At 72.1% G+C, this 14,149-nt stretch carries 16 protein-coding genes; 9 read left to right on the top strand and 7 right to left on the bottom strand.

Annotated elements, in window-relative coordinates; translation table 11 throughout:
• Positions 1 to 76: 76 nt before the first annotated feature.
• From LMU33_RS03265 to LMU33_RS03255, 3 genes are all read left to right on the top strand, one after another.
• A complete protein-coding gene (locus tag LMU33_RS03265) occupies positions 77 to 424 on the top strand; it encodes a VOC family protein (RefSeq protein ID WP_228617183.1) in 348 nt (115 codons plus the stop codon).
• Between the two features lie 105 nt (positions 425 to 529).
• The gene (locus LMU33_RS03260; RefSeq protein ID WP_228617181.1) at positions 530 to 889 is read left to right on the top strand and encodes a DUF779 domain-containing protein; all 360 of its coding nucleotides are present in this window, start codon (positions 530 to 532) and stop codon (positions 887 to 889) included.
• A gap of 176 nt (positions 890 to 1,065) precedes the next feature.
• Positions 1,066 to 2,238, top strand: a complete 1,173-nt coding sequence (locus LMU33_RS03255; protein ID WP_228617180.1) for a phosphodiester glycosidase family protein — start codon at positions 1,066 to 1,068, stop codon at positions 2,236 to 2,238.
• A gap of 2 nt (positions 2,239 to 2,240) precedes the next feature.
• Here LMU33_RS03255 and LMU33_RS03250 read toward each other — a convergent pair whose 3' ends face one another.
• The 6 genes from LMU33_RS03250 to LMU33_RS03225 all read right to left on the bottom strand — a co-directional run bounded on the left by LMU33_RS03250 (position 2,241) and on the right by LMU33_RS03225 (position 7,460).
• Entirely contained in the window at positions 2,241 to 2,435 is a 195-nt protein-coding gene (locus tag LMU33_RS03250) for a hypothetical protein (RefSeq protein WP_228617178.1), read from the bottom strand.
• 103 nt (positions 2,436 to 2,538) lie between these two features.
• On the bottom strand, positions 2,539 to 3,402 hold the full coding sequence (locus LMU33_RS03245; RefSeq protein WP_228617176.1) for a phosphatidylinositol-specific phospholipase C/glycerophosphodiester phosphodiesterase family protein: 864 nt from the start codon (positions 3,400 to 3,402) through the stop codon (positions 2,539 to 2,541).
• 161 nt (positions 3,403 to 3,563) lie between these two features.
• A complete protein-coding gene (locus LMU33_RS03240) occupies positions 3,564 to 4,637 on the bottom strand; it encodes an acyl-CoA dehydrogenase family protein (protein ID WP_228617174.1) in 1,074 nt (357 codons plus the stop codon).
• Positions 4,634 to 5,815 (bottom strand): acyl-CoA dehydrogenase family protein, encoded by a 1,182-nt coding sequence (locus LMU33_RS03235; RefSeq protein ID WP_228617172.1) that lies wholly within the window; start codon positions 5,813 to 5,815, stop codon positions 4,634 to 4,636. Before LMU33_RS03235 ends, LMU33_RS03240 begins: the two co-directional genes overlap by 4 nt.
• On the bottom strand, positions 5,812 to 6,777 hold the full coding sequence (locus LMU33_RS03230; protein WP_228617171.1) for an NADPH:quinone oxidoreductase family protein: 966 nt from the start codon (positions 6,775 to 6,777) through the stop codon (positions 5,812 to 5,814). The genes LMU33_RS03235 and LMU33_RS03230 overlap by 4 nt, the downstream gene beginning before the upstream one ends.
• A gap of 107 nt (positions 6,778 to 6,884) precedes the next feature.
• Positions 6,885 to 7,460 (bottom strand): helix-turn-helix domain-containing protein, encoded by a 576-nt coding sequence (locus LMU33_RS03225; protein ID WP_228617169.1) that lies wholly within the window; start codon positions 7,458 to 7,460, stop codon positions 6,885 to 6,887.
• 65 nt (positions 7,461 to 7,525) lie between these two features.
• On the opposite strand from LMU33_RS03225, the gene LMU33_RS03220 reads away from it, so the two are divergent.
• The 5 genes from LMU33_RS03220 to LMU33_RS03200 all read left to right on the top strand — a co-directional run bounded on the left by LMU33_RS03220 (position 7,526) and on the right by LMU33_RS03200 (position 12,241).
• Complete coding sequence (locus LMU33_RS03220) at positions 7,526 to 8,482, top strand: NAD(P)/FAD-dependent oxidoreductase (protein ID WP_228617168.1); 957 nt, start codon at positions 7,526 to 7,528, stop codon at positions 8,480 to 8,482.
• Between the two features lie 29 nt (positions 8,483 to 8,511).
• The gene (locus tag LMU33_RS03215; RefSeq protein WP_228617166.1) at positions 8,512 to 10,050 is read left to right on the top strand and encodes an ATP-dependent DNA ligase; all 1,539 of its coding nucleotides are present in this window, start codon (positions 8,512 to 8,514) and stop codon (positions 10,048 to 10,050) included.
• Positions 10,047 to 10,520 carry an NUDIX hydrolase gene (locus tag LMU33_RS03210; RefSeq protein ID WP_228617164.1) on the top strand — a complete coding sequence of 158 codons (474 nt, stop codon included), beginning with the start codon at positions 10,047 to 10,049 and terminating at the stop codon, positions 10,518 to 10,520. The genes LMU33_RS03215 and LMU33_RS03210 overlap by 4 nt, the downstream gene beginning before the upstream one ends.
• Positions 10,521 to 10,595: 75 nt before the next feature.
• Positions 10,596 to 11,981, top strand: a complete 1,386-nt coding sequence (locus LMU33_RS03205; RefSeq protein ID WP_228617162.1) for an NADP-dependent succinic semialdehyde dehydrogenase — start codon at positions 10,596 to 10,598, stop codon at positions 11,979 to 11,981.
• Between the two features lie 26 nt (positions 11,982 to 12,007).
• Positions 12,008 to 12,241, top strand: a complete 234-nt coding sequence (locus LMU33_RS03200; protein WP_228617161.1) for a DUF6213 family protein — start codon at positions 12,008 to 12,010, stop codon at positions 12,239 to 12,241.
• A gap of 1 nt (position 12,242) precedes the next feature.
• On the opposite strand, the gene LMU33_RS03195 is transcribed toward LMU33_RS03200, so the two are convergent.
• Complete coding sequence (locus LMU33_RS03195) at positions 12,243 to 12,899, bottom strand: heme oxygenase-like domain-containing protein (protein ID WP_228617159.1); 657 nt, start codon at positions 12,897 to 12,899, stop codon at positions 12,243 to 12,245.
• A gap of 185 nt (positions 12,900 to 13,084) precedes the next feature.
• Here LMU33_RS03195 and LMU33_RS03190 point away from each other — a divergent pair, with 185 nt between their 5' ends.
• Positions 13,085 to 14,131 (top strand): type III polyketide synthase, encoded by a 1,047-nt coding sequence (locus LMU33_RS03190; protein ID WP_228617157.1) that lies wholly within the window; start codon positions 13,085 to 13,087, stop codon positions 14,129 to 14,131.
• The last annotated feature ends 18 nt before the right edge of the window (positions 14,132 to 14,149 follow it).

Below are 14,149 nucleotides of genomic sequence, written 5' to 3'. Positions count from 1 at the left end.
AGCCCATCCTCTCAGGGTCACGGCCTACTACCGTGGTCGCCGTCCACCGCAGCCCACCGCCCCTCGGAGCCGCGAGATGCACGTACGCCGTGTCGTGCCCGACGTCCGGTCGACCGCGCTGCCGCAGAGCGCGGAGTTCTACGGAGTGCTGGGGCTGGAGGAGGTCATGAACCTCGGCTGGATCATGACGCTGGCCTCCCCCGACAACCCGTCCGTGCAGCTCGGCCTGATCACCGAGGACCGCACCGCGCCGGTCGCCCCGGATCTGAGCATCGAGGTCGATGACGTGGACGCGGCGTACGCGGCGATGCTGGAGCGCGGCGCGGAGATCGTGCATTCCCTCACGGACGAGGAGTGGGGCGTACGGCGGTTCTTCGTGCGGGATCCGTGCGGCCGGGTGGTGAACGTGCTCAGCCATCTCTGAACGCCGGCCGCGGGACTGCGAGGCGTTCTGGACGGGGCGGTGACGATCCGTGAGACTGGGCCGGGTCCGACGCCCCGCGCCCCGGCTCTTCAGGACGGTGACCCCATGGATGAGGAAACCCCGCGCGTCGAACTCACCCCGGAGGCCGCGGACCTGGTGCGGCGGCTGCACGCCGACCACGGTCCGCTGATGTTCCACCAGTCCGGCGGCTGCTGCGACGGCAGCGCGCCCATGTGCTACCCGGACGGCGAGTTCCGCACCGGCGACTCGGACGTGCTGCTGGCGGAGCTCTCGGTGGACGGCGTGGCCGAGCCCGTCACCTTCTGGATGTCCCGGAGCCAGTACCAGGCCTGGAGCCACACCCGGCTGATCGTGGACGTGGTCCCCGGACGGGGCAGCGGCTTCTCGCTGGAGGCACCCGAGGGGGTGCGTTTTCTCACTCGTTCTCGCGTAGTCGACGCCTAGTCGGCCCGGCCGTCGCCGCCCTCTGGTCCACTGCCCCTTGGAACCCGTTACGGCAGCCCGTACGACAGCTCGTACGAGCAGGGACAGTTGACGAGGCATCAGGGGGCACGGTGATCAGACGTCGCAGGCGTTCAGCAGCGGGCAGAGCGGTTCTCACGGTTGTCACGGCGCTGGGTGTGCTGGCCGGTGCGGCCCTGACGGGGGCGGCACCGGCCGGCGCCGTACCGGCCGACAGACGAATCGCGCCGGGTGTCACGTACCGGCAGTTCGACGTCGACGCGGCCGCGGGCCCGGCACACGCCCATCTGCTCACGGTCGACCTGGCCAATCCGCACGTCCGCGTGGACCTGCTGTACCCGGGCGCGGTGGCGGCCCGGGCCACCGTGTCCCGGATGGCGGACTCGGCGGGGGCGGTCGCGGGGGTCAACGGTGACTTCTTCAACATCACCGAGACCCAGCACCCGGGCGTGGAGGCCACCGGCGCGAGCGTCGGACCGGCGATCGCGGCCGGGCAGGTGCTCAAGGCGGCGGTGCCGCAGGGCCAGCGGTTCGGCCCCGCACTGCCGCCGGGCACGAGCACCCAGGACGTCTTCGGCGTGGGCACCGACCGACGGGCCCGGCTGGACCGCCTGTCCCTCGTCGGCAACGTGAACACACCGGAGGGTTCCTACCCGTTGCGGGGCCTCAACCAGTACGCGCTCCCGGAGAACTCGGTCGGCGCCTTCACCGCACTGTGGGGCAGCGCGTCCCGGATGCGTGCCGTCTGCGGCACCGACACCCAGCGGTCGGCGCCGTGCAGTACCGACACCTACGAGGTGAGGGTGGAGGGCGGCCGGGTGGTGTCCGCCTCCGACACCCCGGGCAGTGGCTCGATTCCGGCGGGAACCACGGTCCTGGTGGGCCGGGAGGAGGGTGCGCAGCGGCTGCGCAAGCTGTCCGTCGGGGACGCGGTGACCGTGACGCATTCCCTGGTGGCGGCCTCGTCCGGGGTGCCGTACGCCTTCGCGATCGGCGGCTTCCCGGTCCTGAGGGACGGCGAGGCGCTGTCCGGCCTGGACGACACCGCCTCGGCGGTGCGCACGGTCGTGGGCTTCAGGGGCGACGGACAGCAGCTGCTGATCCTGGCGCTGGACGGGGCCACCGAGTACCGGACCGGTATGACGGTCGCGGAAGAGGCCGACACCATGCGCTCGCTGGGCGCGTCCGACGCGTTCAACCTCGACGGCGGCGGCTCGACGGAGCTGGTCACCCGCGATGACGGGGCGAGCGCCGTGACGGTCCGCAACCATCCGAGCGGTGGTTCCGAGCGCCCCGTCGCGAACGGCATCGGGGTGTTCTCCGCCGGCTGATCTCAGGGCCGCAGGCTGCTCACCAGGTCGGCGGTCGTCATGAGCCCGCTGTGGATGGTGGGCGCCATGCTCGTGCCGGCCAGGAAGAAGCCGAGCAGCAGGCAGACCACGGCGTGGGAGATCTTCAGCGAGCAGTTGCGAATGAAGATCACGGCCAGGATCAGGAGCAGCAGGACCGCAGAGACGGGAATGACCACCAGGAACCTCCTCCGCCACGCCCGTTGAGTGGCGTTCCGGCCGCAAGTGTGGCGTAGCGGAGGGTTCGTCCGGGCGGCTGACGTGTCCCCCAAACGTGTGGTGTTACGCGGTGGGGCGGGTGTCGAGGAAGTTCTCCAGACCGGCCAGGTCGTCGGTGTTCAGGTAGTCGACGCCGGCGGCGAGGAGTTCCGTCCACAGGGCGTCGCGGGCCGGGCCCGCGGCGTCCGGGGTGGCCCAGAACCGCACCTGCTGTCCGCGCGCGTGCGCGGCGGCGGTGATGCTCCGCAGCTTCTGGCGCTCGGCGTCGGGGAAGGCGCCCTCGCCCGACCAGGTGAAGTTCTGCGTCCAGTTGTCGCTGATCAGCGAGATGAAGGTGGCGGGGGCGGCGGTGCCGAGGTCGGTGAGCCGGCCGTCGTAGAAGGCGCGCCGCTCTTCCTGTGCCTCCATGGGGATGCGGGCGGCGCGGTCGCCGGAGATGACGGCGGTGACGGGTCCGGGGTGCACGCGGCCGTGGGCGTACCGGGTGAACAGGTGCGGGTAGCGGCGCAGATGGCGGTCGAGTTCGAGGTACGTCGAGGAACCCTCGGTCTTGATGTCGACCAGGAGCTGCAGCGGCCTGCGCCAACCCCGGTACACCGAGCCGTGGTCGGCGCAGACCCGGGCGGCGAGCGGGTCGAGGTAGAGGGATTCCAGGGTGCGGGTCGGGTCCAGCTCGGAGCTGTCGTGCCCGATGAGGAGCTGGTCGCCGACGAGGAAGATGTCGGCCTCGACGCTGTTGAAGCGGTGGTCGAGCGCGTCGAACAGCGGCCGGGGGTGCTCGTAGTCGTTGTGGGCGTGCGCGTTCCACAGCGGGTGCGGACCGGGCCGTGCGGTGCCCGCCCTGGCCTGCGACGCGGGCAGGGCGGCCGCGCCGGCGAGGGCGGCGGCGAGGGTGGTGAGGGCTCTGCGACGGGTGGTGAGGGCCATGCTCTGCCTCCCTTGAGGTGCCGGATGGGACCGAAGGGAGTATGCGTGGCCTCACCACCGAAGAGACCTCCTCTCGCGGGGAGTTGGCGCGTTGTTCACTTCTGCGGAGCACGCACGCGGAAAAGCCCGCCCCAGGTGGGGCGGGCTTCACACGGGTCGCGTCAGGGTGCCTGGAGGTCGACCAGTTCGGCCAGGGCCTCCCGGTGGGCGCCGGCCGTGCCGTAGGCGATCGAGTCCGCCTTGGCGCGCTTCAGATACAGGTGGATCGGGTGTTCCCAGGTCATCCCGATGCCGCCGTGCAGCTGCAGGGCCTCCTCCGTGGCGTGGACGGCGACCGGCGCCGCGTACGCCTGGGCGAGGGCGACCGCGACGTCCGCGTCCTCGCCGGAGGCCAGCGCGTCGGCCGCGGCCCGGGCGGCCGCCCGCAGGTTGACGACCTCCAGCCACAGCTGGGCGAGCCGGTGCTTGAGCGCCTGGAATCCGCCGACCGGCCGGTTGAACTGCTTGCGCTCCTTCAGATAGCGGACCGTCTCGGTCAACGCCCAGTCGGCGACGCCGAGTTGCTCGGAGGCGAGCAGTCCGGCGGCGGCGCCCAGGGCACGTCGCACGGCGGGTTCGGCGTCGCCGACGCGGCGGCCGGGAGCGCCGTCCAGCCGTACCGTCGCCAGTGGCCGGGTCAGGTCGAGGGCGGTCTGCGCGGTGACGGTCGCGGCGTCCGCGGTCACGGCGTACAGGCCGCCGTCGTCGGCCGGGACGAGCAGGACGTCGGCCACGGCCGCGTCGGCGATCCCGGTCAGCTCCCCGTGCAGGAGGCCGTCGTCGAGTCGTACGGCCCTGAACGGGGCGCCCGGAGCCGCGTGCAGGCCGACCGCGAGGGCGCCGATGGTGCGCCCCGAGGCCAGCTGTCCCAGCAGCTCCTCGTCACCGCAGGCCAGCAGGGCCTCGGTGGCCACCACCGCGCTGGTGAGGTACGGCACCGGTGCGACCGCCCGCCCCAACTCCTCGAGGATAACGGCGACTTCGCGGGCGGAGGCACCCTGGCCGCCCTGCTCCTCGGGCACCAGGAGCCCGGCCAGGCCCATGCCCTCGGCGAGGGACTTCCACAGGGCGAGGTCGTGCGGGGTGTCCGACTCGACGCGGGCGATGACGTGCGCCGACGCGCAGTGGTCCGTCAGGAGGTCGCGGACGGCGGCGCGCAGCGCCTCTTCCTCCTCCGAGTACAGCAGGTCCGTCATCGGGCGAGGTCCTTCCAGGCGACGTCCTTGTCGGTGCGCGGCTCGGCGGGCAGGCCGAGGACCCGCTCGGCGACGATGTTCAGCAGGACCTCGCTGGTCCCGCCCTCGATGCTGTTGCCCTTGGAGCGCAGATAGCGGTAGCCGGCGTCGCGGCCGGTGAAGTCGACCAGCTCGGGGCGGCGCATGGTCCAGTCGTCGTACAACAGGCCCTCTTCGCCCCGGAGTTCGACCTCCAGGCCGCTGATCTCCTGGTTGAGGCGGGCGAAGGCGAGCTTCATGCCGGAGCCCTCGTAGCCGGGCTGCCCGGCGACGAGCTGCTGGCGCAGGCGTTCGGCGGTGAGGCGCGAGACCTCGGCCTCGACCCACAGCTTCAGCAGGCGCTGGTGCAGTTCGTGGGTGCGCAGCTCGGGGCGTTCGCGCCAGGTCTTGGCGACCGGGCCGATCATGCCGCCCTCTCGGGGCAGCCGCATGCCGCCGATGGCCACGCGTTCGTTGTTGAGCGTGGTCTGGGCGACCCGCCAGCCGTTACCGACCTCGCCGAGGCGGCGGGAGTCGGGGATGCGGACGTCAGTGAGGAAGACCTCGTTGAACTCCGCCTCGCCGGTGATCTGGCGCAGTGGCCGGACCTCGACGCCGGGGTCGGTCATGTCGCAGAGGAAGTAGGTGATGCCGGCGTGCTTGGGCACGCTCGGGTCGGTGCGGGCGATGAGGATGGCCCAGCGGGCGTTGTGTGCGCCGGACGTCCACACCTTCTGCCCGTTGACGACCCACTCGTCACCCTCCCGTACGGCCCGGGTGCCGAGCGCGGCCAGGTCGGAGCCGGCGCCGGGCTCGCTGAACAGCTGGCACCAGACCTCCTCCCCCGTCCACAGTGGCCGCAGATAGCGCTGCTTCTGCTCCTCCGTGCCGTACTTCAGGATGGTCGGCGCGGCCATGCCGAGCCCGATGCCGTTGCGGCGCGAGTCGTTGTCGGGGGCGCCGGCGGCCTCCAGCTCGGCGTCCACGACGGCCTGGAGGTGGCGGGGCGCGTTCAGTCCGCCGAGGCCCTCCGGGTAGTGCACCCAGGCGAGGCCGGCGTCGAAGCGGGCGCGCAGGAAGTCGAGGCGGCCGGTGTCCGCGGGCGGGTGTGCGGCCAGCAACTCCCGTGTGCGGCGGCGCAGTTCTTCGGCGTCGGTCATGCTGCTCCCTCCATCACCACGGCGATCCGGCCGGTGGACCGGCCGTCCGCCACCTTCTGCACGGCCACGGCGGCCTCGCCCAGCGGCACCCGCTCGCTGACCAGCGGCCTGATCGCACCCCGGGCGGCCAGTTCGGTCAGTTCCTCGTGGCAGCGCTGGACCAGCTTGGGGTTCTTGGTGTTGTACAGGCCCCAGTGCAGGCCGACGATCGAGTAGTTCTTCACCAGCGCGTGGTTGAGGGCCGGGCTGGGGATGGTGCCGCTCGCGAAACCGACGACGACGATCCGGCCCTCGAAGGCGACGAGCTTGGCGGACTGGGCGTAGGCCTCGCCGCCCACGGGGTCGTAGATCACGTCCGCGCCCCGGCCGCCGGTGGCCTCCTTCACGGCCGTGATCACGTCCTCGGAGCGGCGGTCGACCACCACGTCACAGCCCAGCTCGCGGGCCACGGCGGCCTTGTCCGCGCCGCCGACGACACCGATCACGCGGGCCCCGGCCGCCTTGCCGAGCTGGACGGCGGCGCTGCCGACACCGCCGGCGGCGGCGTGCACGAGCAGGGTCTCGCCCGCCTGGAGGTGGGCCCGGCGGTGCAGGCCGAACCAGCCGGTCTGGTAGCCGATGTGCAGGGCGGCGGCCTCGGCGTCGTCCAGCGCCTCGGGCGCGGGCAGCAGGGCGCGGGCGTCGGCGAGGGCGTACTCGGCGAAACCGCCGTGCGGCAGGGCGGGGTTGGCGATCACCCGGCGGCCGTCCTCGGTCTCGCCGCAGATCTCCACACCGGGCGTGAACGGCAGCGGCGGGCGCACCTGGTACTGGCCCCGGCACAGCAGCGCGTCCGGGAAGTTGATGTTGGCGGCGCGCACGCGCAGCAGCACCTGGCCCTCTCCGGGCACGGGCCGCTCCACCTCCGCCAGGCGCATCACCTCGCTCGGCTCGCCGTTCTCGTGCACTTGCCATGCCTGCATGCGGGGCCTCCACGGGACTGCTTCGTCTGACCGGGTCCGACCGCATACTAAGCGGTCGCTTGCCGATCAGGGAACAGTCGGCCGCACCCCGGTGCGCGTCGTGTCGGTCACTTCCGGGACGTCGGCCGCGCCCGCACGTGCATCCGCTCCCCCTGCGGCCCGAACAGGCTGAGGAACTCCACCGGCCCCTCCCCCGTCGACCCGAACCAGTGCGGCACGCGGGTGTCGAACTCGGCGGCCTCCCCCGCCGTCAGCACCACGTCGTGCTCGCCGAGGACCAGCCGCAGTCGCCCGGAGAGCACATACAGCCACTCGTAGCCCTCGTGGGTGCGCGGCTCCGGTTCGAGCTCGCGCTTCGGTTCCAGCACCTTGAAGGCCTGGAGACCGCCGGGCTGGCGGGTCAGCGGCCAGTGGGTGCGCCCGCCCCGCACGATCGGCTCGGACCGCACCCGGGGGTCCCCCACCGGCGGCGCCCCGACCAGCTCGTCCAGCGGCACCTGATGGGCCTGGGCGATCGGCAGCAGCAGTTCGAGGCTGGGCTTGCGCAGACCGGACTCCAGCCGGGAGAGCGTGCTGACGGAGATGCCGGTGGCCTCGGAGAGCGCTGCCAGGGTCACCTCCCGGTCCTTGCGGATGCGGCGCAGCCGGGGGCCCACTTCGGCCAGTACGTCGTCCGTGCTCATACCCCCTATTGCAGGAACGGCAAATATGTTTGTCAATCCCGCAGGCCTCGGGCGACCGTCGCGTCATGACCCAGAACACCGAGAACGGCAGGTACGAGGTAGTGGTCGTGGGCGGCGGAGCCGCCGGGCTCTCCGCCGCGCTGGTCCTCGGCCGCGCCCGGCGCCGCACCCTGATCGTCGACGCGGGCGAGCCGCGCAACGCGCCGTCCGCGCACATGCAGGGCTATCTGTCCCGCGACGGCATGTCCCCGGCCGAGTTCCTGGCCGTCGGGCGCGAGGAGATCGCCCGGTACGGAGTGGAGCTGGTCCGGGACCGGGTCGTGGACGCGGACAAGGACGAAAACGAGGAGTTCACCGTGGTACTCGCGAGCGGTGGGACCGTCCGGGCCCGGCAGCTGGTGATCGCCACGGGCCTGAGGGACGAGCTCCCGGATGTCCCCGGCCTGGCCGAGCGGTTCGGCCGGGATGTGATCCACTGTCCGTACTGCCACGGCTGGGAGGCCCGCGACCTGCCGACCGGGGTGCTCGCGAGCTCCGCGCTGAGCGTGCACCAGGCGCTCATGGTCACCCAGTGGTCGAAGGACGTGCGGCTCTTCCTGCACGAGGTGAGCGAGTCGGAACTGACGGACACCGACCTGCGCCGGCTGTCCGCCGCCGGGGTCACGGTCGTGCCCGGGAAGGTCGCGGAACTCGTCGTCGCCGACGACCGGCTCACCGGGGTCCGGCTCGCTGGGGGCACCCCCTCCGGGGGAGGCACGGTCCACGACCGCGCGGTGCTGTACGCCGCCCCGAACAACGAGCTGTTGCTGAAGCTGGGCGCCGAGCTGCAGCAGACGCCGTTCGGCGCCTACCCGGTGATCGACGAGCGGGGACTGACGACCGTGCCCGGGCTGTGGGCGGCGGGCAACGCCGGCGGCTTCGCCGAGCAGGTGATCAACGCGGCCAGCCGCGGCTACCGGGCCGGTGCTGCGATCAACGGGGACCTGCTGTTCGCCGATCTCGACGCTGCCGTCCGGGTGTAGGCCCCGGGCCCCGGGTGCACTCTGATGCCATGCTGCTGACCCGGCTGGCCCAGGTGTCCCGGGAGGTCGCCGCGACGGCGGCCCGGTCCCGCAAGACGGCGCTGCTCGCGGAGCTGTTCCGGGAGGCGGAGGCGGACGACGTGCCGATCGTCATCCCGTACCTGGCGGGGCGGCTGCCGCAGGGCCGGCTGGGCGTCGGCTGGAAGGTGCTGAGCCGCCCGGCGCCCCCGGCCGACGAGCCCACGCTCACGGTCCGGGAGGTCGACGCCCTGCTCAGCGAGCTCGGCAAGGTCTCGGGGGCGGGTTCGCAGGCGGAGCGGGTCCGGCTGGTGGGCGATCTGATGGGCTCGGCCACCGAGGAGGAACAGCTCTTTCTGCGCGGTCTGCTCACCGGCGAGGTACGGCAGGGCGCGCTGGACGCGGTCGCGGTGGAGGGGCTCGCCCGGGCGACCGGCGCCGACCCGGCCGCCGTACGCCGGGCGGTGATGCTCGCCGGGTCCCTGCAGACGGTCGCCCAGGCCCTGCTCGGCGAGGGACCCGGGGCGCTCGAGAGGTTCCGGCTCACCGTGGGCCGCCCGGTGCTGCCGATGCTGGCGCACAGCGCGTCCTCGGTCGCCGAGGCGGTGGAGAAGCTCGGCGCCTGCGCGGTGGAGGAGAAGCTGGACGGCATCCGGGTGCAGGTCCACCGGGACGGCGACACCGTCCGGGTGCACACCCGCACCCTGGACGACATCACCGGACGGCTGCCCGAAGTGACCGCCGCGGCACGTCGGTTGCTGGGCGAGCGGTTCATCCTGGACGGCGAGGTGATCTCCTTCGACGCGGCCGGCCGGCCCCGGTCCTTCCAGGAGACCTCGGGCCGGGTCGGCTCCCGGACGGACGTGACGAAGGCCGCCGAGGAGACCCCGGTCTCCCCCGTCTTCTTCGACGTCCTGTCGGTCGACGGCACCGATCTTCTGGACCTGCCCTTCGCCGAGCGGCACGCGCGGCTGGCCCGGCTGGTGCCCGAGCCGATGCGGGTGCGCCGGACGGTCGCCTCCGGACCGGGGGACATCGCCGAGGCGGAACGGTTCCTCGCCGAGACCCTGGCCCGTGGTCACGAGGGCGTGGTGGTCAAGGCGCTGGACGCGCCGTACAGCGCGGGCCGGCGCGGCGCCGCGTGGCTGAAGGTCAAGCCCGTCCACACCCTCGACCTGGTCGTGCTGGCCGCCGAGTGGGGTCACGGCCGCCGCACGGGCAGGCTCTCCAACCTCCACCTCGGCGCCCGCACCCCGGACGGCGGCTTCGCCATGCTCGGCAAGACCTTCAAGGGCATGACCGACGCGATGCTCGCCTGGCAGACCGAGCGGCTGCAGGAGCTGGCCGTGGAGGACGACGGCTGGGTGGTCCGGGTCCGCCCCGAACTCGTCGTGGAGATCGCCTACGACGGCCTCCAGCGCTCCACCCGCTATCCGGCCGGCGTCACCCTGCGCTTCGCCCGCGTGGTCCGCTACCGCGAGGGCAAACGCCCCGAGGATGCCGATACCGTGGAGGCCCTGCTGGCGGCCCACCCGGAGGTCAGGCCATGACGGTGCGTGCGACGAAGCGCAGCGCGGGACTGCTGTTGTTCCGGCACACCGATGAGGGCCTTGAGGTATTGCTCGGCCATATGGGCGGTCCGCTCTGGGCGAAGAAGGACGCCGGGGCGTGGACCGTCCCCAAGGGCGAGTACGACCCCGACGAGCCCGCCTGGGAGGCGGCCCGGCGCGAGTTCCGGGAGGAACTGGGGCTGGCGCCGCCCGACGGGAAGGCCGTACCGCTGGGCGAGGTGGTGCAGAAGAACGGCAAGATCGTCACGGCGTGGGCCGTCGAGGCGGACCCCGACCTGAGCGGATTCAGCCCCGGCACCTTCTCCATGGAGTGGCCGCCGCGGTCGGGCCGGGTGCGGGAGTTCCCGGAGCTGGACCGCGTGGAGTGGCTCGGCCTGGACCGGGCCCGTGCGCTGATCATCGCGGCGCAGACCGCGTTTCTCGACCGGCTGGCGGAGCACTCGGGCTGAAGGGGGTAGCACGCGTTGCGGACGGCCGTACCGCGCGCGAAGGTCTGAATAAGCCCGCTCCCAGGGAGGTCAGCCATGCCCATCGCGACGGTGAACCCGGCGAACGGCGAGACGCTCAAGACGTACGAGCCCATGGGCGAGGAGGAGCTGGAACGCCGGCTCCAGCTCGCCGAGGCCACGTTCCGCACCTACCGCACGACCACGTTCGCCGACCGCGCCCGCTTGCTGAACAAGGCCGCTGCCCTGCTGGACGAGGATCAGCAGGAGGCCGCCAGGATGATGACCACGGAGATGGGCAAGCCGATCAAGCAGGCCCGCGCGGAGGTCGCGAAGTGCGCCAAGGCGATGCGCTGGTACGCCGAACGCGCCGAGGGACTGCTGGCCGACGAGGAGCCCGCCGAGCCGGACGTGAAGGACTCCGGCGCGTCCCGGGTCCGGGTGCGGTACCGGCCGCTGGGGCCCGTGCTCGCGGTGATGCCGTGGAACTTCCCGCTGTGGCAGGTGATCCGGTTCGCCGCGCCCGCGCTGATGGCGGGCAACGTGGGCCTGCTCAAGCACGCCTCCAACGTCCCCCAGACGGCCCTGTACCTGGAGGACCTCTTCCACCGGGCGGGCTTCACCGAGGGCTGCTTCCAGACGCTGCTGATCGGCTCGGCGGCGGTGGACGACATCCTGCGCGACGAACGGGTCAAGGCGGCCACCCTGACCGGCAGCGAGCCGGCGGGCCGGGCGGTCGCCTCCACCGCCGGCGAGATGATCAAGAAGACGGTGCTGGAGCTGGGCGGCAGCGACCCGTACATCGTGATGCCCTCCGCCGACCTGGACCGGGCGGCCGCGGTCGCGGTCACCGCGCGGGCGCAGAACACCGGGCAGTCGTGCATCGCCGCCAAGCGGTTCATCGTGCACACCGACGTCTACGACGCCTTCGCCGAGAAGTTCGTCGCGGGTATGAAGGCGCTCAGGACCGGCGACCCCCTGGAGGAGGAGACGGACATCGGGCCGCTCGCCAGCGAGCGCGGCCGGGCCGATCTGGAGGAACTCGTCGACGACGCCAGGCGCACCGGGGCCGAGGTGCTGTGCGGCGGCGAGCGCCCCGACGGTCCGGGCTGGTTCTACCCGCCCACCGTGCTCGCCGGTGTCACCCGCGAGATGCGCATCCACCGGGAGGAGGCGTTCGGGCCGGTGGCCACGCTGTACCGGGCCGGTGACCTGGACGAGGCGATCCTGATCGCCAACGACTCGCTGTTCGGCCTCAGTTCGAACGTCTGGACGCGCGAGGAGGGCGAGATCGAGCGGTTCGCCCGCGACCTGGAGGCCGGATCCGTGTACGTCAACGGCATGACCGCCTCCCATCCGGCGTTCCCGTTCGGCGGGGTCAAGCGGTCCGGATACGGGCGTGAGCTGTCCGGGCACGGAATCCGGGAGTTCTGCAACATCACCACGGTTTGGCAGGGTGCGTGAGCGGTGCGCGGCTACCATCCCCTTTTGTGAACCGCGAAGTGACCCTGCCTCTGATCGTCGACGACTGCGGTACCTTGCAGGTGGCTGCGGCCGACGTGAGTAAGTTGCTGCGGACCGTGGGCGGGCGATGGCTGCGGCTTGTCGAGACCGGGGAACAGGGGCTGGACGAGGATACGGTCGCTGCGTTGACCATTGAGCTGGCCAAGCTCGCGGATCGCATCGATGTGGCCTGCATCGCGCACAGCAGCGGGGCCCCCTAGGTCAGTTCGCCTGCCCCACCGTCAGCCAGAACATCCCCTCGTACGTCTGAAGCAGGCTCCCGTAGGTGTGTGCGCGGTCCGCGGTCAAGGTGCCCGTGTCCAGGGCCGCCTGTACCGCCGCCGTCGCCTGTTCGTCCAGGTCCGGGGCCGGTCGGGCGAAGAAGTCGAAGAAGGCGCAGGCGGCGTCCCCGAAGCCGTAGTGCGTGCGCAGGCCCTGCGCGATGCGGGCGCAGTAGCCGCCCCAGGCGGAGAAGTTCGCGGTGAGGGCGACGACGACGTCGGCCGGGCAGGCGTTGAGGGCCAGCCAGGAGACGTAGGCGGGGTAGGCCTGGCAACCCGCCAGGGGGACATGGGTGCGGGCGCGCTCCTCGGTCACCCCGCAGGCCCGGGCGAAGCCCGCCAGATGGGCTGCCGCCAGCTCCTCGCCGGTCGCGAGCGTGGTGAAGAAGGCCGCCGAGGCGGGGTCGGCGCGCCCGGCCAGGTGTTCGAAGGAGCGGCGGTCGGCGGGGATCACCCACTGCTGTTCCAGGGCCAGACGGGCGAGGGCCCCAGGAGGTGCCTCACCGCGTTCCACCAGGGGCACGAAGGGGTTGGCGACCGGGTCGGGGGCGAGTGCCCCGGTGGTCGTCTCCAGCAGATCCCTGGCCGCTGCGGTCATGGTGTTCTCCCTCCCGTGGACACGCGGATTCCTACCCGGACCTGACGCCGGTGTCCCCGGTCTGGAGTAGTCCGGCGCGAGATCGTCGCCGGGTCGAGTGATCGTGGGTGAACCACCTCCTGAGGTGAACGACCCTCTGACCGGCGGGGCGCAAGCCCTCCGGAAGGCGAAAGTAGGCACGGTTCATGGCGACTTTGTGCAGACCCTCGGTGTCGGTTCCCGAACACGTGATCACGATGGAGGAGACGCTGGAGCTGGCGCGCTCCCGCCACGCGGACCACCCACAACTGCCGCTGGCACTGCGGCTGATAGAGAACACGGGCGTCCGGACACGGCACATCGTGCAGCCCATCGAGGAGACCCTGAAGCACCCCGGCTTCGAGGAGCGCAACAAGCTCTACGAGGCCGAGGCCAAGTCCCGGGTCCCGGCGGTGATCCAGCGGGCGCTCGACGACGCGGAACTCCTCACCAGCGACATCGACGTGATCGTCTACGTCTCGTGCACGGGCTTCATGATGCCCTCGCTCACGGCGTGGCTGATCAACGAGATGGACTTCGACCCGACCACCCGACAGCTCCCCATCGCCCAGCTGGGCTGCGCGGCCGGCGGCGCGGCGATCAACCGCGCGCACGACTTCTGCACGGCCTACCCCGACGCCAACGCACTCATCGTGGCCTGCGAGTTCTGCTCGCTGTGCTACCAGCCCACCGACCTGGGCGTGGGCTCGCTGCTGTCCAACGGCCTGTTCGGTGACGGCATAGCCGCCGCCGTGGTCCGCGGCAAGGGCGGCACCGGCGTCGAGCTGGAACGCAACGGCTCGTACCTGATCCCGAAGACCGAGGAGTGGATCATGTACGACGTCCGGGCGACGGGGTTCCACTTCCTGCTCGACAAGCGGGTGCCGGCCACCATGGAGCCGCTGGCCCCGGCGCTGCAGGATCTCGCGGGCATGCACGGCTGGGACGCGTCCGACCTGGACTTCTACATCGTCCACGCCGGCGGGCCGCGCATCCTCGACGACCTCAGCAAGTTCCTCCAGGTCGACCCGCACGCCTTCCGGTTCAGCCGGGCCACCCTCACCGAGTACGGCAACATCGCCTCCGGCGTCGTGCTGGACGCGCTGCGCCGGATGTTCGACGAGGGCGGCGCCCAGCACCGGGCGCGCGGGCTCCTCGCCGGGTTCGGCCCCGGCATCACCGCGGAAATGGCGCTGGGCCGCTGGCGCAGCTGAACACCGAAAGACGGTTCG

The organism is Streptomyces barringtoniae, from assembly GCF_020819595.1.
Lineage (GTDB): Bacteria > Actinomycetota > Actinomycetes > Streptomycetales > Streptomycetaceae > Streptomyces > Streptomyces barringtoniae.
The sequence above is the reverse complement of the archived record's forward strand: the minus strand, read 5'-3'. Positions and strand labels throughout refer to the sequence as shown.